Origin of the sequence: Pseudomonas delhiensis (assembly GCF_900187975.1) — a bacterium.
GTDB lineage: Bacteria > Pseudomonadota > Gammaproteobacteria > Pseudomonadales > Pseudomonadaceae > Pseudomonas > Pseudomonas delhiensis.
Genome location: NZ_FZPC01000045.1, coordinates 1 through 19,919, shown reverse-complemented (window position 1 = coordinate 19,919; position 19,919 = coordinate 1). Strand labels below are relative to the sequence as shown.

The following is a 19,919-nucleotide window of genomic DNA, read 5'->3' as shown; positions in this document are numbered from 1 at the left end:
GATGATTTGTTTAACGTTCGCAGTTTTTTGTAGGAGCGAGCTTGCTCGCGAACCCGCCCAGCTTCAGAGCGGCAGGGAAATCCGTTCGCGAGCAAGCTCGCTCCTACAGGTTCAGTTGCTGGTGGCTACCTTGGCCGGCGGCGTCCAGACCACGTCCTTGATGCTCAGGGCCTTGGGAATCAGCTTCAGCTGGGTGAAGGCGTCGGCGATCTTCTGCTGCTTGGCCGTCACTTCCGGGGTGATGAACTGCGCGCCGTAGCCCTGGCGCTTGACCGCGGTGAGGGTGATGTCGGCGGGCAGGCCGAGCAGCGGGGCGACCTGTTCGGTGACCTGCTCGGGGTTGTGCTGCGACCACTCGCCCACCGAGCGCACTTCTTCCACCAGGGTGGTCAGCACCTGCGGGTGTTCCTTGGCGTAGGTGCGGGTGGCCAGGTAGAACTGGTGGTTGTCGGCCAGGCCGCGGGCGTCGACCAGGGTGCGGGCGTGCAGCTGCTTCTCGGCGGCGGCCTGGTACGGGTCCCAGATCACCCAGGCGTCGACGGCGCCACGCTCGAAGGCGGCGCGGGCGTCGGCCGGGGGCAGGTACACCGGCTGGATGTCGCTGTATTTCAGGCCGTTCTCTTCCAGGGCGCGCACCAGCAGGTAGTGCACGTTGGAACCCTTGTTCAGGGCGACCTTCCTGCCCTTGAGCTCGGCCACGGACTTGATGGGGGAATCCTTGGGCAGCAGGATCGCCTCGCTGGTGGGCGCCGGCGGCTCGCTGGCCACGTACACCAGGTCGGCGCCGGCGGCCTGGGCGAACACCGGCGGCGTCTCGCCGGTCACGCCGAAGTCGATGCTGCCGACGTTCAGCCCTTCCAGCAGCTGCGGGCCGCCGGGGAACTCGGTCCATTGCACCTTGATGCCCTGCTCGGCCAGGCGCTTCTCCAGCGTGCCGCGGGCCTTGAGCAGCACCAGGGTGCCGTACTTCTGGTAGCCGATACGCAGGGTACCGGGTCGTTCTTCGGCTTGGGCGCCGTGGGCCAGGGCCGCGATCAGCAGGGCCGCCAGTCCACCACGCAAAGTGAGGTTGCGCATTGCTTGCTCCTTCGTCGTCGTGTGCTCGCCGGACCTGCGCTCCCGTTGGCGGGATACTGAGGACCTGGTTTCTTGTCGTCTGGCAGTCACGCACCTGCCTATTCGAGGCTCGGTAGCGCTCCACGCTTTTTCTTGCAGCTTGCCGCTTGCAGCCTGCAGCCGCCTCTCTCAAATACTCCAGCGCGCCTTCAGCAGCCGCTCGTTGAGCAGGTTCGGATCGATCGGCCGGGGCCGCCGCGCCAGGGCGCCGTGGAACTGTTCCAGGGACTCCAGCAGGCGCCGCTCCAGGGCCGGTTCCAGCTGCGCCGGCGCATCGGCCGTGGCGTAGGCGATCTGCGAATCCTCGGCGAACACGCCGTGCAGCATCTCCTGGGCCTTCAGCGCCGCCAGCACCGGCTTGAGCGCGTAGTCCACGGCGAGCATGTGGGCGCTGCTGCCGCCGGTGGCCAGGGGCAGCACCACCTTGTGGCTCAGGGCGCGCTCGGGCAGCAGGTCCAGCAGCACCTTGAGGGCGCCGGCGATGGAGGCCTTGTACACCGGGGTGGCGATCACCAGGCCGTCGGCCCGCGCCACCTGCTCCAGCAGCTCCAGCACCTGGGGGCTGTCGAAGCGGGCATGCAGCAGGTCCTCGGCGGCGAAGTCGCGCACCTGGTAGGAACGCACCTCCACCCCACGCTCGTGCAGCCACTGCCGGGCAACGTCCAGCAGGACCGCGGAACGGGAACGCTGGCTGGGACTGCCGGCGAGGGTGACCACATACATTGCACGCTTCCTTATAACTGAAAGAGCCGATTTTAAGCCGGCTCGCTAACCAACGTGCATAGACCTTAACAGGGGTTTTGATATTCCAATAAATGTTATTTATTCATTTGCTTATAGCTTAAGGCTACAAGCTGCAGGCTGCAGGCTGCAGGCTGCAGGCGGTGCCCGCTCCTGCTTTGGCCTGCAGCCTGTAGCCTGCCGCCCTAGATCACGTGGGAATGCTGCAACTCGGTCAGTGCCTCCCCCCGCAGGTACGCCAGCTCCACCGCGCGGCGGTCGCGGGGGCGTTGCAGGGGGACTGGGAACTCGCGGCGCAGGCGGCTCGGGGTGCCGCCCAGGAGCAGCACGCGGTCGCCCAGGTAGAAGGCTTCGTCGAGGTCGTGGGTGACCAGCAGGATGCTGATGTCGTATTCCAGCGCCAGGTCCTGGATCAGGTCCTGCAGGCGCAGGCGGGTGAAGGCGTCCACCGCGCTGAAGGGCTCGTCCAGCAGCAGCACCTGGGGCCGGCCGTAGAGCCCGCGGGCGATGGCCGCGCGCTGGGCCATGCCGCCGGAGAGCTGCCTGGGCAGCAGGCCGCCCTTGCCTTCCAGGCCGACGTCGCGCAGCAGCCTGGCTATACGCGCATCGTCGGCCAGCCAGCCGTCGGCGAAACCGACGTTCTGCGCCACCGTCAGCCAGGGCAGCAGGCGCGGCTCCTGGAACACCACGCCGATGCCGCCGCCGCGGCCGCTCTCGCCGTCCGGGCCGAAGCCCAGCAGCGGGTTGCGCTGCAGCTGCCCGGCGAAGTCGGCGTCCAGGCCGGCGGCGATGCGCAGCAGGGTGCTCTTGCCGCAGCCGCTGGGGCCCAGCAGGCTGACCACTTCCCCCGGCGCCAGCGCCAGGCTGACGTCGTCGAGCACGCGCAGGCCGTTGAAGCTCTTGCGGATGTTGTTCAGTTCCAGCAGCGCGCTCATGCCCTCTCCTCCAGGCCTTCGAAGCTGTCGCGCCAGGCCAGGGCGCGCCGCTCCACGGCCTTGAGCAGGCCGTCGCTGAGCTTGCCGAGCACGGCCAGCACCAGGATGGCGGCGATGACGATGTCCGGCCGCGAGGTCTCGCGGCCGTCGCTGAGCAGGTAGCCCAGGCCGCGGGTGGCGGCGATCAGCTCGGCGGCGACGAGGAACATCCAGCTCAGGCTGAGGGCGCCGCGCAGCCCGGTGAACAGGCTCGGCAGCGCCGCCGGCAAGAGGATGCGCCGTGCCAGGGTGAAGCTGGACAGGTGGTACAGCCGGCCCAGCTCCACCCACTTGCGGTCCACCCCGCGCACCCCGGCGACCAGCGCCAGGTACACCGGGAAGAAGGCGCCGAGGGCGATCAGCACCACCTTGGGCGTCTCGTCGATGCCCAGCCAGAGCAGCAGCAAGGGCACCCAGGCCAGGCTGGGGATGGCCCGCAGGGCCTGGAAGCCCGGCTCCAGGTAGGCCTCGGCGCGGCGGCTGAGGCCGACCCAGGTGCCGATCACCAGGGCCGCGAAGGAACCGATGGCGAAGCCGCCGGCCACCCGCGCGAGGCTGGCGCCGATGTGCTGCCACAGCTCGCCGTGGGCCAGTTGCCAGAGGGTCAGGGCGACGCTGCTGGGCGCCGGCATCTGGTTTTCCGCCAGCCAGCCGGCGCGCACAGCGATCTCCAGCGCGGCGCACAGCAGCAGCGGCAGCACCCAGGCCCGCCAGCGCAGCGGGCGCGGCCGCAACGACAGCACCAGGCGGCGGCTACGGCCAAGGTCGAGGGGCTGGCTGGGCACGCCCATGATTCACTGCGCCCTGGCCAGCGGTTGCTTGCCGATGACCTCGCCGGCCAGTTGCGGATCGATCAGTTGGTCCACCACCCTGGCCACGTCGGTGCCGGGGCGTACCAGTTGCTCGTCCACCAGGATGGGCGCGGCGGCCTTGAGCGCGGCGACCTGCTCGGCGCCGGGCAGCGGCTGGCTGAAGTCGGTGCGCGAGAGCTGCAGCCTGGCGACCTCCAGCGGCAGCCTGGCCTCTTCGGCCAGCAGCCTGGCGGTCTCCTCCGGGTGCTCGATGGCCCAGTGGCGGGCCCGCTCGTAGGCGCCGATGACCTGCTTGATCAGTTGCGGCTGCTCGCGGGCGAAGCGCTCGGTGACACTGAGCACGCCATAGCTGTTGAAGTCGACGTTGCGGTACAGCAGGCGCGAGCCGGCCTGCAGCTCGCTGGCCGCCATGTGCGGGTCGAGCCCGGCCCAGGCGTCCACCTGGCCGCGTTCCAGCGCGGTACGGCCGTCGGGGTGCTGCAGGTGGACGATCTCCACGTCGCCCTTGCCCAGGCCGGCGCTCTGCAGGCTGCGCAGCAGGAACAGGTAGGGATCGGTGCCCTTTGTGGCGGCCACCTTGCGCCCCTTGAGGTCGGCCAGGGACTTGAGCTGCGAGTCCTTGGGCACCACCAGCGCGGTCCATTCCGGGCGCGAGGCGATGTACACGGTCTTCAGCGGGCTGCCGTTGGCGCGGCTGAGTACCGCGGCCAGCCCCGCGGTGGAGGCGAAGTCGGTGCTGCCGGCGTTGAGGTATTCCAGCGAGCGGTTGCTGCCCTGGCTGAACACCCAGCGCACCTCGGTGCCCTCGGGCTTGAGCGCCTGCTCCAGCCAGCCGAAGTGCTTGAGCACCAGGCTGGTGGGCGCGTAGTAGGCGTAGTCCAGGCGGACTTCCTTCGGGGTTTCGGCGTGAGCGGCGGAAGTGAAGGCACCGAGCGGCAGACACGCCAGGAGAGCGGCGGTCAGGCTGCGGCGCCAGGTGGACGGACCCATGGTCGATCTCCTTGGCGGCGTGGCTGACGTCTTCTCCCCGTGTGGCGGGCAAGTCAGAGCGGAAAGAAAGCGCGGCGCGGGGCCGGGCGGGAACAGAAAAAAAGGCGGCCGGCGAACCGGCCGAATACCCTACTCGTGGTTTGGAACAGGTGCGGCCGCGCGGGGCAGCCGCGGGAAAATCAGCGGTTGGGCTGCGGCGTCAGGCGCAGGTACGGCTTGACCGCGCGGTAGCCTTTGGGGAAGCGCTGGCGGATTTCGTCCTCGTCCTTCAGCGAGGGCACGATGACCACCTCGTCGCCGTCCTGCCAGTTGCCCGGCGTCGCGACCTTGTGGTTGTCGGTCAGTTGCAGAGAGTCCACCACCCGCAGGATTTCGTTGAAGTTGCGCCCGGTGCTGGCCGGGTAGGTGATGGTCAGGCGCACCTTCTTGTTCGGGTCGATGACGAACAGCGAACGCACGGTCAGGGTGTCGTTGGCGTTCGGGTGGATCAGGTCGTACAGTTCGGAGACCTTGCGGTCGGCGTCGGCGATGATGGGGAAGTTGACCACGGTGTTCTGCGTCTCGTTGATGTCGTCGATCCACTTCACGTGGGACTCCACCGGGTCCACCGACAGCGCGATGACCTTGACGCCGCGCTTGGCGAAGTCGTCCTTGAGCCTGGCGGTCAGGCCCAGCTCGGTGGTGCACACCGGGGTGAAGTCCGCCGGGTGGGAGAAGAGAATGCCCCAGCTGTCGCCAAGCCACTCGTGGAAACGGATGCGGCCTTCGCTGGATTCCTGTTCGAAGTCGGGGGCGATGTCGCCGAGACGCAGACTCATGGGTTGGGCTCCTGGTTCGTGTGGGTTCACTATGCACAAGGCCGGAATTCATTAAAAAGAATATATTTTGATTTTCTTATAACCAAACAGATATATAGCCGACCAGCCTCGTGCCGCTGGCCATTGAGCATAGCCGCCAGGGCCCCCGCCGCCGTCCATTCGTCGCCTGCGCCACGCCGCCGCAGGGCCTGGCTACACTGAAATCATTAACCCGCAGGTGTGGGAGGTGTCTTCATGTTCGGTAAAAGAGTGACTGACGGCGAGCCGGGCACCCACTATCGCAGCGACCGGATCAGCGCGGTCAATGGCCAGTATTTCTTCTCGACCCGCGAGGGCACGCTGGAAGGGCCGTTCTTCACCCGCTTCGATGCGGAACGCGAGGTGATGCAGTACATCAGCCGAATGCAGCAGGCCGCCGGGTTGTATGCGCGGGTGGCGCAGTAGGTGTTGTTCGGTTTTTTAGGCGAATCATGAACCCCGGCCAGGTGCCGGGGTTTTTCTTTGGGTGTCTTCCGGGGGCAGGTTCTTTTCGTAGGAGCGAGTTTGCTCGCGAACGGAGTTTCCCAGGTGTATTGGTGCATCGGCTGACCTCCCTTCCCTCTCCCCAGCCCTCTCCCTGAAGGGAGAGGGGGCTTGTCCGTGCCGAGAGAAGATTTGGCGTCAGTCGGAAACTTCGCGGCAGCCGGCTAACGCCGAAACACCCGAGCACACCGAACGGTCCCCTCTCCCTTCAGGGAGAGGGTTAGGGAGAGGGCGTTCTTCAGGACGCACGCCGAACCTGGCCGGCAGAACACCATTCGCGAGCAAGAGCTAGGCGCCCCCCCTCGCTCCTACGAAAAGCCCGCAACGAAAAAAGCCCCGGCATCGCTGCCGGGGCTTCGCTATCGGCCCTCCTGCGTGGGGACGGCCGCCAGGCTCAGCGGACCGCTTCGAACAGGCCGGTGGCGCCCATGCCGCCGCCCACGCACATGGTCACGATGCCGTAGCGCAGGTTGCGCCGCTGCAGTTCGCGCACCAGGTGGCCGACCTGGCGCGAGCCGGTCATGCCGAAGGGGTGGCCGATGGAGATGGAGCCGCCGTTGACGTTGTACTTCTCGTTGTCGATGCCCAGGCGGTTGCGTGCGTACAGGCACTGCGAGGCGAAGGCTTCGTTGAGTTCCCAGAGGTCGATGTCGTCGATCTGCAGGCCGCGGGCCTTGAGCAGTTTCGGCACCGAGAACACCGGGCCGATGCCCATCTCGTCCGGCTCGCAGCCGGCCACGGTGAAGCCGCGGAAGAAGGCCCTGGGCTTGAGGCCCAGCTCCAGCGCCTTGTCCAGGCTCATCACCAGGGTCATGGAGGCGCCGTCGGAAAGCTGCGAGGCGTTGCCGGCGGTCACCGAGCCGTCCTCGGCGAACACCGGCTTCAGGGAGTTCAGGCCTTCGAGGGTGGTGTCCGGGCGGTTGCAGTCGTCGCGGTCGACCACGCCTTCGACCACCTTCTTCTCGCCGGTGGCCTTGTCTTCCACGGCGTAGCGCACGTTCATCGGCACGATTTCGTCGTCGAACAGGCCCTCGGCCTGGGCGCGGGCGGTGCGCTGCTGGCTCTGCAGGGCGTAGAGGTCCTGTTCCTCGCGGGTGACGTTGTAGCGGCGGGCGACGATCTCGGCGGTCTGCCCCATGGGGTAGTAGATCCCCGGGAATTCCGCTTCCAGGCGCGGGTTGACGAAGTGGTCGGTGTTGCGCGACTTGGCCGTCAGGGTGATGGACTCGACACCGCCGGCCACCAGGATGTCGCTGCAGCCGGAGGCCACCTGGTTGGCGGCGATGGCGATGGCCTGCAGGCCCGAGGAGCAGTAGCGGTTGAGGGTCATGCCGGCGACGTGGATGCCGAGCTTCGACAGCACCGCGGCGTTGCGGCCGATGTTGTGGCCCTGGGCGCCCTCGTTGGAGCCGGCGCCGACCACGCAGTCGTCCACCAGCAGCGGGTCCAGCCCGTTGCGCGCCAGCAGCGCGTCGATGCAGTGGGCCACCATGTCGTCGGGCCGGGTCATGTTGAACTTGCCGCGGAAGGACTTGGCCAGGCCGGTACGGACGCTGTCGACGATCACCACTTCACGCATGGGAAACCTCGTTGCTTGTTGTTCGATTGGGGAGGTGCAGTCGGCCAAGCATAGGGCGAGCGAATGCCGGGGCGCGACGATCATTCATCGCGGATATGCGCCGCCATCCCCCAGCGGATACGCGACCGCCGCCCTGGGGCGGCGGTCGCGGGCGCCCTTGCGGCGCGGTCAGACGGTGTCCACCTTCACCGCGTGGTCGGTCAGCAGGCCATTGAGCACCGTGTGGGTGTCGCCGCTGGAGACGATGGCGCCGCCGCTGTGGCCGGCGTACTTCGCCACCAGGTCGACGTTGACCAGGTCGATGGTCTGGGTGGTCGCACCCCCCGTCGCGCCCGTGGGGTTCACCGAGATGGTGGTGGTCGCGGTGGTGGCGTTGACCGAGAAGGTCAGGTACTGCGCCAGCGAATCGACGGTGGCGTGCTCGCCCTGCAGCAGGTCGGCCAGGTTCAGCGAGTCGCCCTCGCCGATGTTGAAGTCCTTGATCACGTCATGCCCGGTCTCGCCCTTCTGCCAGACGAACTGGTCGGCGCCGGCGCCGCCGGTGAGGCTGTCGTCGCCCATGCCGCCGAACAGGATGTCGTTGCCGTCGCCGCCGAGCAGGGTGTCGTTGCCGCCCTGGCCGAACAGCAGGTCGTCGCCCTTGCCGCCTTCGAGGGTGTCGTTGCCGCCGCGGGTATCGCCGGCGACGTTGAGCTCGTAGGCGTGGGCGACGATGTAGTTGGTCAGTTGGCTCTGGGACGGCGCGGCGCCGCCGTTGGCGGCGCTCAGGTAGTCCACCAGGCCCTGGTAGCCGGCGCCGTTGTGGGTGCCGGCGGCATGCCCGGTCCAGCTCAGGGCGTCGGTGTTGATCACGTCGCCGAAGAGAATGTCGTTGCCGTCGCCGCCCACCAGGTGGTCGTGGCCCACCGCCTGCGGCGAGCTGTTGGTGAAGCCTTCCTGCAACGCGGTCTGCAGCTGTTCGGCGGTATTGATGACCTGCGGCTGGCCGACGTTGGCGGTGAGGTCCGGGGTGTTGCCGGTGAAATGCAGGGTGGCGGTGCCCGTGGTGCTGGTGTTGTCGAAGAACTGCAGGATGCCGCTGTTGATGCCGTCGCCGATGCCGATGGCGTTCACCGACACATGGTCGCCGCCGCTGAGCACGCCGCCGCCGTTGAGCATGCTGTTGGCGACGTCCAGCGCGTCCTTGATGTCGTGGTAGTTGGTGACGTTGCCGCTGTTGCTGTTGTCGCCGATGTAGGTGGTCGGGTTGCCATCGGTGAGGAAGAACGCCAGGTTGATGTAGTCGTGGGCGGCGTTGGCGCCCCCGGCCACGGTGGCGTTGAACCAGTCGACGGTGGACTTCAGCGCCGCCTCGTAGTTGGTCCCGCCCACGGCGCCGAGGCTGTTGATGGCGCTGATCAGGGTGGCGACGTTGGTGCTGTTAAGGCCGTGCACCTGGGTCAGGGTCGAGCCGTCGGCGAAGGACACCAGGGCCAGGTTGATGGTGCCGTCGTGCCCCTTGATCTGGTTCAGCAGATTGATCAGCGCCGCCTTGGCCAGGGCCATGCGGCTGAGCCCGGCGGTCCCCGAGGCATCGGCCATGCTGCCGGAGGTATCGATGATCAGCGCGATGTTGTAGTTCTTGCCCGGCACCGTGGTGGTGCTCACCCCGCCCACGTCGCCGATCAGCACGTCGTTGCCGAAGCTGCCGGCGATGGTGCCGTGGTCCGGCCCGAGCGGGCTGGGCACGGTGTGGGCGGTGGTGGAGCCGTCGACGTCGCTGGCGTTGCTGCCCACCACCAGGATGGGCGCGCCGTATTTCAGGCAGATGTCGAGGTTGGCCGTGGCGGTGTCGCCGTCGCCATCGACGATGGTGTACTGGAACGACTCGCTGATCTGCCCGCTTTCCGGGAAGCTCACCCCGGCCTTGACCGCATAGGTGTAGTCGCCCATGTGGTGGCCGCCGCCGTCCTTCAGGTACAGCGTCAGGGTGCCGCTGTCGGTGCTGATGGTCAGCAGGCCGCTGCTGGCGTTGTAGCTGCCGGTGGCGTGGCTGGCATTGGGGTCGAGGTTGGTGAGGTTGCCGTTGGCGTCCACCGCGAAGGTCTCGCCGCCGATGCTCACCTGGGTGATGCGCACGGTGCCGTCGGCGCTGGCCGGCAGGTCGTTGGCCAGCAGGTTGCCGCTGACCGCGTCGAGGTGGCTGAGGTTGACCAGAGTGGCGCCGAGGTCGCCGGGGTCGGTGACGATGACCGGCGTGCCATGGCTGTCCACCCGCACCAGGTCCTGGTCGGTGATGGAGGTGCCGACGCCGACGGCGAAGGCCTCGACGTTGTTGCTGGTGCCGTTGTGCGCGGCGAGGAAGTTCTGCCAGTTGTCCAGCGCGGTGTTGGTGCTACCCGTGGTGGGCTGCCCATCGGAGATGAAGTACACCCGGTTGATGGCCGAGGGGTCGGCCCCCGGCGCGTTCAGGTCGGCGCTGATGCTGGTCTGGGCGCGCTCCAGGGCGGCCTGGTAGTTGGTGTTGCCGCCGGCCTGCAGGCCGTTGATGGCGTTCACCAGGCTGGTGTAGCCGCTGTCGCCGGCGTCGTCGAAGCTGTAGTGGGTGGCGGCGCTGGCCGAGGAGGCGAAGCTGATCAGCGAGACCTGGACCAGCAGGCCCATGGACGCGTACTCGTGCAGCATGTTGATCAGCGCGGCCTTGGCCTGCGCCAGCTTGCTGCCCTGCATGCTGCCGGAGACGTCGAGCACCAGCGTCAGGTTGACCGCCGGCGGCGGCTGCACCAGCAGGCACGGCGGACGGTCGTCCACCGCGGTGGGGCCGTCGTCGGCGAAGCCGATCCTGTTGCCCAGGTCGAGGGTCTGGCTGCTGCTGGCCTTGTCGCCGTCGTAGTCGGTGATGCTGGCGGTGCCTTCCAGGCCGACCAGACCGGTCTTCAGCCAGGCCACCTGGCTGTCGTAGTTGCCGGAAGCCCCCGGCCCGTCGTGCTGGATGGCCGAGTACTGGGTGAGGATCACCTTGCCGCCGTTGCCGTCCAGGCGCAGGTCGAACACGGTGTTGGCCACGGTCACGCCCTGCAGGCTGGTGGCGGTGCTGCCGACGATCTTGCCGCCGACGTCGTACAGGTGGATGGTCGCGTTGCCGCTGCTCAGCCCGCTGTCGGCGCCCTGCCCGGCCAGCAGCTTGAGGCTGTAGCTCCAGCTCACCGCGGAGGCCGGGGCGTCGGCGCCGGCACTCTGCGAGGTGATGACGAAGGCGCCGGTGAAGTCGCCGCTGGCGGTGTCGAAGTTCGCGCCAATGGTGTCGGCATCCTGGGTCTGCACCGCCACCGCCTGGCCACCCAGGCCGACGCAGATGGACGGACCGTCGTCGGCGAAGGCCACCTTGTTGCCCAGGTCGAGGGAGGCCGTGGAGCTGGCCTTGTCGCCATCGTAGTCGGTGATGCTGGCGGTGGCCTGCAGGCTCACCAGCCCGGTGGCCAGCGGGACCTGCTGGGTCGCGTAGTTGCCGGTGGCGCCCGGCAGCGGATGGTCGATCTCGGCGTACTGCGTCAGGGTGACCTGGCCGCTGCCGTCGACCTTCAGGCTGAAGACGGTGTTGCTGGCGTTCACCCCGCCTTCGCTGCTGGCGGTGCTGCCGATGATCTGGCCATTCTGCTCGTACAGGTAGATCTTCTGCCCGGCGCTGTTCAGGCCCGACTGGCTACCTTCGGCCACGTCCAGTTTCAACGCGTAGCTCCAGCTCACCGAGGCCGGGGTGTCGGCGCCGGCGCTTTGCGAGGTGATGGCGAAGGCGGCGGCGAAGCTGGTGGTCGCGGTGTCGAAGTTGGAGCCGATGGTGTCCGCGTCGTGGGTCAGCAGCACGACGGGCTTGCTGCCGCTGGGGTCGATGCAGATGGAGGGGCCGTCGTCGTCGAAGGCGACCTTGTTGCCCAGGTCGATGCTGGCGCTGGACGAGGCCTTGTCGCCGTCGTAGTCGGTGATGGTGGCGGTAGCGTCCAGGCTCACCAGGCCGGTGCCGAGGAAAGCCTGCTGCGCGGCATAGTTGCCGGTGGCGCCGGGCAGTGCGTGATCGATCTCGGCGAACTGCGTGAGGGTTACGTTGCCGCTGCCGTCCACTTTGAGACTGAAAATGGTGTTGCTGGCGTTTACCCCGCCTTCACTGCTGGCGGTACTGCCGATGATCTGGCCATTCTGCTCGTACAGATAAATCTTCTGTCCGGTGCTGTTCAGGCCTGACTGAGTGCCCTCGGCTACATCCAGCTTCAGCGCGTAGCTCCAGCTCACCGAAGCCGGGGTATCGGCGCCGGCGCTTTGCGAGGTGATGGCGAAGGCGGCGGCGAAGCTGGTGGTCGCAGTGTCGAAGTTGCTGCCGATAGTGTCCGCGTCCTGTGTATGCAGCAGCACCGGAGCTTTACCGCTCAGGTCGATACAGATGGAGGGGCCGTCGTCGTCGAAGGCCACCTTGTTGCCCAGGTCCAGGGACGCCGTGGAGCTGGCCTTGTCACCGTCGTAGTCGGTGATGGTCGCGGTAGCGTCCAGGCTCACCAGGCCAGTGCCGAGGAAAGCCTGCTGCGCAGCATAGTTGCCGGTGGCGCCGGGCAGTGCGTGATCGATCTCGGCGTATTGCGTCAGGGTGACGTTGCCGCTGCCATCCACTTTGAGACTGAAAATGGTGTTGCTGGCGTTCACACCACCTTCACTGCTGGCAGTGCTGCCGATGATCTGGCCGTTCTGCTCGTACAGATAAATCTTCTGCCCGGCGCTGTTCAGGCCCGACTGGCTGCCCTCGGCCACGTCCAGTTTCAGCGCATAGCTCCAGCCCACCGTGGCCGGGCCGTCGGCGCCGGCGTTCTGCGAGGTGATGGCGAAGGCCGCGGCGAAGCTGGTGGTGGCGGTGTCGAAGTTGCTGCCGAGGGTGTCGGCGTCCTGGGTCACCAGGCTGCCGAGCTGCGCGGTGCTGGCGCCGATGCCGATGCTCGGCCCGTCGTCGGCGAAGCCGATCCGGCCGCCCAGGTCCAGGTTCTGGCTGGCGCTGGCCGGGTCGCCGTCGCGGTCGGTGATGGTGACGCTGCCCTGCAGCTGCACCAGGTCGTTGCCGAGGGAGACGTGCTGGCTGTCGAAGCCGCCGGTGTCGCCCGGCAGGGCGTGGTCGATGACGGCGTACTGGGTCAGGGTGACCTTGCCGCTGGCGGCGTCCACCGCCAGGGTGAAGACGCTGTTGGCGCTGCTCACCGCGCCGGCGCTGGCGGCCGTGGAGCCCACCACCACGCCGCCGATCAGGTAGAGGTGGATGCCCTGGCCGCCGCTGCTGAGCCCCGAGGCCTCGCCCTGGCTGGTGACGTTCAGGCTGTAGTGCCAGGCCACGCTGCCGGCGCCGTCGGCGCCATAGGCCAGGGTGGCCTGGAAGGCGCTGGCGAAGTCCGCCGAGACGCTCTCGGAGGCGCCGCCGCGGGTGCCCTCGTCATGGCTGAACAGGCTCGGCGCCTCGCCGTCCAGGGCCAGGCCGGCGGTGGGGCTGTCGTCGTTGACGAGGATGGCCAGGCTGCCGCTGGCGGGCGTGCCGTTGCCGTCGGTCAGGGTGTAGGGGACGCTGAGGGCGATGTCGTCCTCGACGCCGTGCTGCGGGTGGTCCAGCGGCTGCTGCAGGACCAGTTCGTAGGTGCCGTTGGCGAGGCTGGTGAGGGTCAGGGTGAAGACCGTCTGGCCATTGGCCGAGGCGGTCAGCACGTGGCCGTCGGGGCTCACGCTGTAGCTCAGGGCCACGCCGCCGGAGGTCAGCGCCGGCAGGCCGGTGGTGCCCCAGGCGAAGCTCCCGGGGCCATCGGGGCCGAAGCTGTAGCCCAGGCTGCCGGAAGCGCTGGCGCCCACGCCGGGCAGGTCGTCGTTGCCCTGGATGCCGCCGGGCAGGCCATCCTCATCCACCACGGTGGCGGCATTGCCCGCGCTCGGCACGCCATCGACGGGGGGCGCCGGCGGCTCCGGTGGTGCCGGCGGTTCCGGCGGGGGCGCCGCCTGGGCCTGCTCGGGGCTGGGCACGCCGTCGAACGGCCGCGGGAACAGCGGGCCGCTGGCCAGAGGCCCGGTGGGGAAGCCGATGTCCGGATCGACGCGGCCGCCGGTCTCGGTCAGCAGCACGAAGGAGTGCCCGCCGCCGGCCTTGGCGTTGCCGCCGGCGGAGAACGACGGACCGGCCGCGGTGGCCTCGGCGACCTGGCTCGGGTCCTGCCCGGCGGCGATGGCCGCCTGCAGCGCCTTGACGTCGGTGAGGTCCTGCTGGCTGGGCGTGGCCGGGGCCTGCGCCGGCGCGCTGTCCGCGTACTGGTGGTGGGCGGCGGCGACCAGTTGGCTGCTCATCGGCATCGAACTGTCGCGCCCCAGGGTGAGCTCGCCGCCACCGGCGATCGCCACGGCCACGGCACCTTCGTGCCCGGTCACCAGTTGTTCGCCGACGAACAGCTTGTCGCCCTGGTGCAGGATGCGACGCGAACCATCCGCGGCCACGGCGAAGACCTCGCCCACCGCCTTGCTGACGATACCTACCAAGCTGGCCATGACTGCATCCTCCGCTCACCGCCCGGCGCCGCCTCCGGCGGCACCCAAGACCTCCGAGTTGGCCATGCCGTCGATGGCGCGCAGTGATGCGTAGAGGGAAGCTGAAGCCTGGAGGCGCTTTGGCATCAAAAAGCCAGCGGATGAATCCGCCATTTTTTTGACCACGCTTGCTTCGACACTTCGCGGAACGCCCCGCCCTAGCCGCCTGAAACGTACATGGCTGTATCTGCAAGCCCTATTCGTCCCCATAGCCAAGAAAAATCAGGGTTTGCGAGTTTTACAATGTGCCGGTTTTCACAGGTGGCATAAGACTTTTTCTGAATATGGGATGTGAAAAATTCTTCTGAGCTTCTCGAAAAGTTGTTCTTAGCTCTGATGTTACAGGCGTGAAACGCTTGATATCAAAAAAAAGCCAAGTTTTTGGCGAACTGAAAGAGCATCGAAGTCGAGAACACCAGGAGAACGCCATGCGCAGTCGTAACGCGACGCTATGGAGCGGTGTATTTCTGGCGGCCACCTGCGCTCAAGCCCACGCGATGAGCCTGACCCAAGCCATACAGAGCACCCTGCAATATCACCCGGAGATCAGCCAGAGCATGAACAGCCGGCTGACCGCAGACCAGGAACTGAAGATCGCCCGCGGCGGCTACCTGCCCACCGTCGATCTGCTGCTGGGTTACGGCCGCGAAGGCGTCGATAGCCCCTCTACCCGTCAGGAAGGCAACCACAACAAGGAAACGCTCAACCGCGGCGACGCCGAGATCCGCCTGCAGCAGATGCTGTTCGACGGCTTCGGCACGCCCAACGAGGTGGCGCGCAACGAGGCCAACGTCAATTCCAAGGCGTTCCGCGTCCTGGGCACTTCGGAGAACGCCGCGTTGCGCACCGTCGAGGTCTACCTCAGCGTGCTGCAGCACCGCGAGATGGTGACCCTGGCGCGCAACAACCTGCAGGCCCACCAGCGCATCGGCGACCAGATCCGCATGCGCAGCCAGCAGGGCGTCGGCAGCACCGCCGACAACGACCAGGCCACCGCGCGCCTGGCCCTGGCGCAGAACAACCTCTACACCGAGGAAGTCGACCTGCGCGACGCCGAGGCCAACTTCTACAGCGCCGTGGGCAAGCAGCCGGACGAGCTGGAGACGCCCTCCACCGTCAAGGCCCTGGTGCCCGCCAGCATCAACCAGGCGCGCCAGGAAGTGCTGAGCAACAACCCGCTGCTCAAGTCGGCCCAGTCCGACGTCAACGCCGCCGAGAAGCAGTACGAGGCGGCCAAGGCGCCCTTCTACCCGCGCTTCGACCTGGAACTGTCGAAGGCGGCGAACAACAACGTCGACGGCGAAGTGGGCCACTACAACGACTGGGAAGCCCAGGTGGTGATGCGCTACAACCTGTTCAACGGCATGCGCGACAAGAACCGCCTCGGCGCCACCTCGCACCAGATCGACGAGGCCAAGGACGTCCGCGACAACGCCCTGCGCCTGCTCAACGAGAACCTCTCGCTGGCCTGGGACGCGATGGAGAACGCCACCAAGCAGACCGGACCGGCGCGCGAGTACGCCGACTACACCCGCAAGGTCCGCGAGGCCTACCAGCAGCAGTTCACCCTGGGCCAGCGCACGCTGCTCGACCTGCTGGACAGCGAGAACGAACTCTTCACCGCCAACCGCCGCTACACCCAGGTGCGCTACACCGAGGAGTACTCGCGCTACCGGGTGCTGGCCGCCATGGGCGCCCTGCTGCGCTCGCAGAACGTGGTACCGCCCCACGAGGGCGTGGCGCTGTCCGACGTGAAGACCGAAACACGCCTGCCCGACATGAAATGAGGCCCTGCCCGCCCCCGCCCGACGCCGGCCCCGCCGGCCGGCGGCGTTTGCGGGGCGCGGCGGCCCGCACGGGGCTCGAAGAAGCCCGGGAGAAGTAGCGTGACCATGATCATCCAGGAGCGCGGCAGCCCCGCCGCGGACGATCCCCGGCTGAGCCACGACGACCCCCTGCTCGACGGCCTGCTGATCCTCTGCCGCCTGCACGGCTGCCCGGTCAGCCGCACCAGCCTGAGCGCCGGCCTGCCGCTGCCGCAGCAGCGCCTGAACGCCGAGCTGCTGCCCCGCGCCGCGGCCCGCGCCGGCCTGCAGGGGCGCCTGCTGCGCCGCGAGCTGAAGGCCATACCGGCGCTGAACCTGCCGGTCCTGCTGCTGCTCGACGGCGGGCGCAGCGCGGTGCTGCGCCAGTGGGGCGCGGACGGCCAGGCGCTGATCCTGCCCTGCGAGACCGAGGGCGGCGAGCAGTGGGTCAGCACCGAGGAACTGGCCGCGCAATACAGCGGCCTGGCCCTGTTCGCCCGCCCGCGCCACGAACTGGAGGCGGCGCGCCAGCCGCTGGTGCCGCGGGTGGAGGCCTGGTTCCGCGACACCCTCAGGCTGTCGCGCTGGCTGTACACCGACGCCCTGGTGGCCAGCCTGCTGATCAACCTGCTGAGCATGCTGGTGCCGCTGTTCGTCATGCAGACCTACGACCGCGTGGTGCCCAACCAGGCCGTCTCCACCCTCTGGGTGCTGGCCAGCGGGCTGCTGCTGGGCACCCTCTTCGAACTGCTGCTGCGGGTGCTGCGCGCGCACCTGCTGGACATGGCCGGGAAGAAGACCGACGTGGTGCTCTCGGCCACCCTCTTCGAGCGCATCACCGGCATGGCCATGAAGTACCGCCCGGCCACGGTCGGCGGCTTCGCCCAGAGCATCCACGACTTCCAGGGCCTGCGCGAATTCCTCACCGCGCTGACCCTCACCAGCCTGATCGACCTGCCCTTCTCGCTGCTGATGATCCTGGTCATCGGCCTGCTCGGCGGCAGCCTGGTGGCGGTGCCGCTGCTGGCCTTCCCGCTGACCATCGGCTTCGCCTACCTGATCCAGGTGCGCCTGCGCGACACCGTGCAGAAGAGCCTGACCCTCGGCGCCGAGCGCCAGGCCCTGCTGATCGAGACCCTCGGCGGCCTGGAGACGCTCAAGGCGTGCGGCGCCGAGAGCGAGCGGCAGTACCGCTGGGAAGCCACCCACGGCGCCCTCACCCGCCTTGACAACCACGCCCGCTTCCTCGCCACCCTGGCCACCAACGGCACCCTGTTCGTCCAGCAGTTCGCCGGCATGGCCCTGATCGTCTGCGGCGTCTACGCCATCCTCGACGGCCAGCTCAGCGTCGGCGCCCTGGTCGCCTGCTACATGCTCAACAGCCGGGTGCTGGCGCCGCTGGGGCAGATCGCCGGGCTGATCACCCGCCACCAGCAGGCGCGCCTGACCATGAAGAGCACCGACGCGCTCATGGCCCTGCCCCAGGAACGCCAGGCCAGCCAGCGCCCGCTGGAGCGCACCCAGCTGCACGGCGCGCTGGAGATGCGCCAGGTGGAATTCCGCTACCCCGAGCAGAACGCCCCGGCGCTGAGCCAGATCGGCCTGCGCCTGGCCGCCGGCGAGAAGGTCGGGCTGATCGGCCGCAGCGGCTCGGGCAAGAGCACCCTGGCGCGCCTGCTGCTGGGCTTCTACCAGCCGGACCAGGGGCAGATCCTGCTCGACGGCCTGGACCTGCGGCAGATCGACGTGGCCGACCTGCGCCAGCAGGTGGGCTACGTGGCCCACGACCTGCCGCTGCTGGCCGGCAGCCTGCGCGACAACCTGACCCTCGGCGCCCGCTACGTCAGCGACGCGCGCATGCTGGAGGTGGCCGAGCTGACCGGCGTCAGCGAACTGGCCCGGCAGCACCCGGCCGGCTTCGACCGCCCGGTGGGCGAGCGCGGCCAGCTGCTCTCCGGCGGCCAGCGCCAGGCCGTGCTGATGGCCCGCGCGCTGCTGCTGGACCCGCCGATCCTGGTGCTGGACGAACCCACCAGCGCCATGGACAACAGCAGCGAGGAAGCCCTGCGCCGGCGCCTGCAGGCGTGCTGCGCGGACAAGACGCTGCTGCTGGTCACCCACCGCACCTCGATGCTCGCGCTGGTGGACCGGCTGATCGTCCTCGACGCCGGGCGCATCGTCGCCGACGGGCCGAAGGACGCGGTGATCGAAGCATTGCGCAAGGGCCACGTCGGCCCGGCAGCGGGGTGAAGCCATGAGCAGCATGCAACCGGCGCCGGGCTACCTGGGCGCACGCAGCGACACCGAGTTCATGCCCGAGGTCCAGGGCACGGTGCTGGAGGACTCGCCGCTGGCCGCGCGCATCACCCTCTGGGCGGTGCTCGCGCTGCTGGTCTGCGCGCTGGCCTGGGCGCACTACGCGCACCTGGAGGAAGTCACCAAGGGCGAAGGCAAGGCGATCCCCTCCAGCAAGGTGCAGACCATCCAGAACCTGGAGGGCGGCATCGTCTCGGAAATCTTCGTCCACGAAGGCCAGGTGGTGGACAAGGGCCAGACCCTGCTGCGCCTGGACGACACCCGCTTCGCCTCCAACAAGGGCGAGACCGAGGCCGACCGCAACGCCCTGGAAGCCCGGGTGGAACGCCTGAGCGCCGAGGCCGAGGGCCGCGAGCCGGCCTTCTCCGACACCCTGAAGCAGACCGCGCCGCAGGTGGTCGACGACCAGTTGCAGCTCTACCACAGCCGCCAGGCGCGCCAGGCCAGCGAGGTGAGCATCCTCCAGGAACAGCTGCGGCAGAAGACCCAGGAGCTGCAGGAGTTCCGCGCCAAGACCCAGCAGTACCGCGCAAGCCTCGGCCTGGTGCAGCAGGAGCTGAACATGTCGACGCCGCTGGTCAAGAGCGGCGCCATCTCCCCGGTGGAACTGCTGCGCCTGCGCCGCAGCGTGGTGGAGATCAACGGCGAGCTGAACGCCACCACCCTGGCCATCCCCCGCGCCGAGGCGGCCATGCAGGAAATCTCGCGGAAGATCGACGAGTCGCGCCAGGGCTTCCGCACCGACGCCCTGAAGGACCTCAACGAGGCCCGCACCGAGCTGAACAAGCTCACCGCCACCAGCCGCGCCATCGACGACAAGGTCAGCCGCACCACCGTGGTGTCGCCGGTGCGCGGCATCGTCAAGCAGCTGAAGATCAACACCATCGGCGGCGTGGTGCAGCCGGGCAGCGACATGGTGGAAATCGTCCCGCTGGAGGACAACCTGCTGGTGGAAGCGAAGATCCGCCCGCAGGACGTCGCCTTCCTCCACCCCGGCCAGCCGGCCACGGTGAAGTTCAGCGCCTACGACTACACCATCTATGGCGGCCTGAAAGCCAAGCTGGAGATGATCAGCGCCGACACCATCACCGACGACAAGGGCAACGCCTTCTACCTGATCCAGGTGCGCACCGACAAGAACCACCTGGGCCCGGACAACAAGCCGCTGCTGATCATCCCCGGGATGGTGGCGACGGTGGACATCATCACCGGCGAGAAGAGCGTGCTGGACTACCTGCTCAAGCCGGTGCTGAAGGCGCGCTGGGAGGCGTTGCGGGAGCGGTGAGGGGGTGCTTTTGCTCTTCGTAGGATCGAGGGGGACGCCTAGTTCTTGCTCGCGAACCCTGGGTTCCCGCGTTCGCGATAGTTCGTAGGGCGCATAACGCCTACGGCGTTATCCGCCGAATCGCGGACAAAGTCCGCTCGGTTCCAGGAAGCACGGTCGTAGGAGCGGACTCCGTCCGCGATTGAATTCACCGGCCACCCCGGACGTCCGGTGGCGCGGCCAACGGCGGATAACCGCGAACGGTTATTCGTATATGGACTCCTCCCGTTTTGCCAGCGACCGACGTGCTTTTTCGAACTTGGGTACGACTGCTGCCGTATATCCGGCTTCATGGAGCGATACATCCGCTCCCGAGCCCTGATGAAAATCCGCTCATGTGCGCCTGATC

General features: G+C 68.0%; 12 protein-coding genes. 4 read left to right on the top strand and 8 right to left on the bottom strand.

Translation table 11 applies throughout. The annotated features are described in order from the left end of the window. Window positions 1–111: 111 nt before the first annotated feature. From CHC02_RS27935 to CHC02_RS27910, 6 genes are all read right to left on the bottom strand, one after another. A complete protein-coding gene (locus CHC02_RS27935; RefSeq protein WP_089394636.1) occupies window positions 112–1,077 on the bottom strand; it encodes a sulfonate ABC transporter substrate-binding protein in 966 nt (321 codons plus the stop codon). A gap of 168 nt (window positions 1,078–1,245) precedes the next feature. Further along, the gene (gene ssuE, locus CHC02_RS27930; RefSeq protein WP_089394635.1) at window positions 1,246–1,839 is read right to left on the bottom strand and encodes an NADPH-dependent FMN reductase; all 594 of its coding nucleotides are present in this window, start codon (window positions 1,837–1,839) and stop codon (window positions 1,246–1,248) included. Between the two features lie 203 nt (window positions 1,840–2,042). After that, window positions 2,043–2,792 carry an ABC transporter ATP-binding protein gene (locus CHC02_RS27925; RefSeq protein WP_089394634.1) on the bottom strand — a complete coding sequence of 250 codons (750 nt, stop codon included), beginning with the start codon at window positions 2,790–2,792 and terminating at the stop codon, window positions 2,043–2,045. Continuing rightward, window positions 2,789–3,616, bottom strand: coding sequence for an ABC transporter permease (locus CHC02_RS27920; protein ID WP_089394658.1), 828 nt, complete (start codon window positions 3,614–3,616; stop codon window positions 2,789–2,791). The genes CHC02_RS27925 and CHC02_RS27920 overlap by 4 nt, the downstream gene beginning before the upstream one ends. A 9-nt stretch (window positions 3,617–3,625) precedes the next feature. Beyond that, window positions 3,626–4,633 (bottom strand): aliphatic sulfonate ABC transporter substrate-binding protein, encoded by a 1,008-nt coding sequence (locus CHC02_RS27915; RefSeq protein ID WP_244161021.1) that lies wholly within the window; start codon window positions 4,631–4,633, stop codon window positions 3,626–3,628. A gap of 179 nt (window positions 4,634–4,812) precedes the next feature. After that, entirely contained in the window at window positions 4,813–5,451 is a 639-nt protein-coding gene (locus CHC02_RS27910) for a peroxiredoxin (RefSeq protein WP_089394633.1), read from the bottom strand. A 234-nt stretch (window positions 5,452–5,685) separates the two neighbouring features. On the opposite strand from CHC02_RS27910, the gene CHC02_RS27905 reads away from it, so the two are divergent. Continuing rightward, window positions 5,686–5,895, top strand: a complete 210-nt coding sequence (locus CHC02_RS27905; protein ID WP_009618794.1) for a DUF6316 family protein — start codon at window positions 5,686–5,688, stop codon at window positions 5,893–5,895. A 472-nt stretch (window positions 5,896–6,367) separates the two neighbouring features. On the opposite strand, the gene CHC02_RS27900 is transcribed toward CHC02_RS27905, so the two are convergent. Both CHC02_RS27900 and CHC02_RS27895 read right to left on the bottom strand, forming a co-directional pair. Then, complete coding sequence (locus tag CHC02_RS27900) at window positions 6,368–7,552, bottom strand: thiolase family protein (RefSeq protein ID WP_089394632.1); 1,185 nt, start codon at window positions 7,550–7,552, stop codon at window positions 6,368–6,370. Window positions 7,553–7,720: 168 nt separating this feature from the next. Beyond that, window positions 7,721–14,086 (bottom strand): retention module-containing protein, encoded by a 6,366-nt coding sequence (locus CHC02_RS27895; RefSeq protein ID WP_089394631.1) that lies wholly within the window; start codon window positions 14,084–14,086, stop codon window positions 7,721–7,723. 536 nt (window positions 14,087–14,622) lie between these two features. Here CHC02_RS27895 and CHC02_RS27890 point away from each other — a divergent pair. From CHC02_RS27890 to CHC02_RS27880, 3 genes are all read left to right on the top strand, one after another. Beyond that, complete coding sequence (locus CHC02_RS27890; RefSeq protein ID WP_425262422.1) at window positions 14,623–15,912, top strand: TolC family outer membrane protein; 1,290 nt, start codon at window positions 14,623–14,625, stop codon at window positions 15,910–15,912. Between the two features lie 105 nt (window positions 15,913–16,017). After that, entirely contained in the window at window positions 16,018–18,180 is a 2,163-nt protein-coding gene (locus CHC02_RS27885) for a type I secretion system permease/ATPase (RefSeq protein ID WP_089394629.1), read from the top strand. Window positions 18,181–18,184: 4 nt separating this feature from the next. Beyond that, the gene (locus tag CHC02_RS27880) at window positions 18,185–19,531 is read left to right on the top strand and encodes an HlyD family type I secretion periplasmic adaptor subunit (RefSeq protein ID WP_089394628.1); all 1,347 of its coding nucleotides are present in this window, start codon (window positions 18,185–18,187) and stop codon (window positions 19,529–19,531) included. Window positions 19,532–19,919 lie beyond the last annotated feature (388 nt).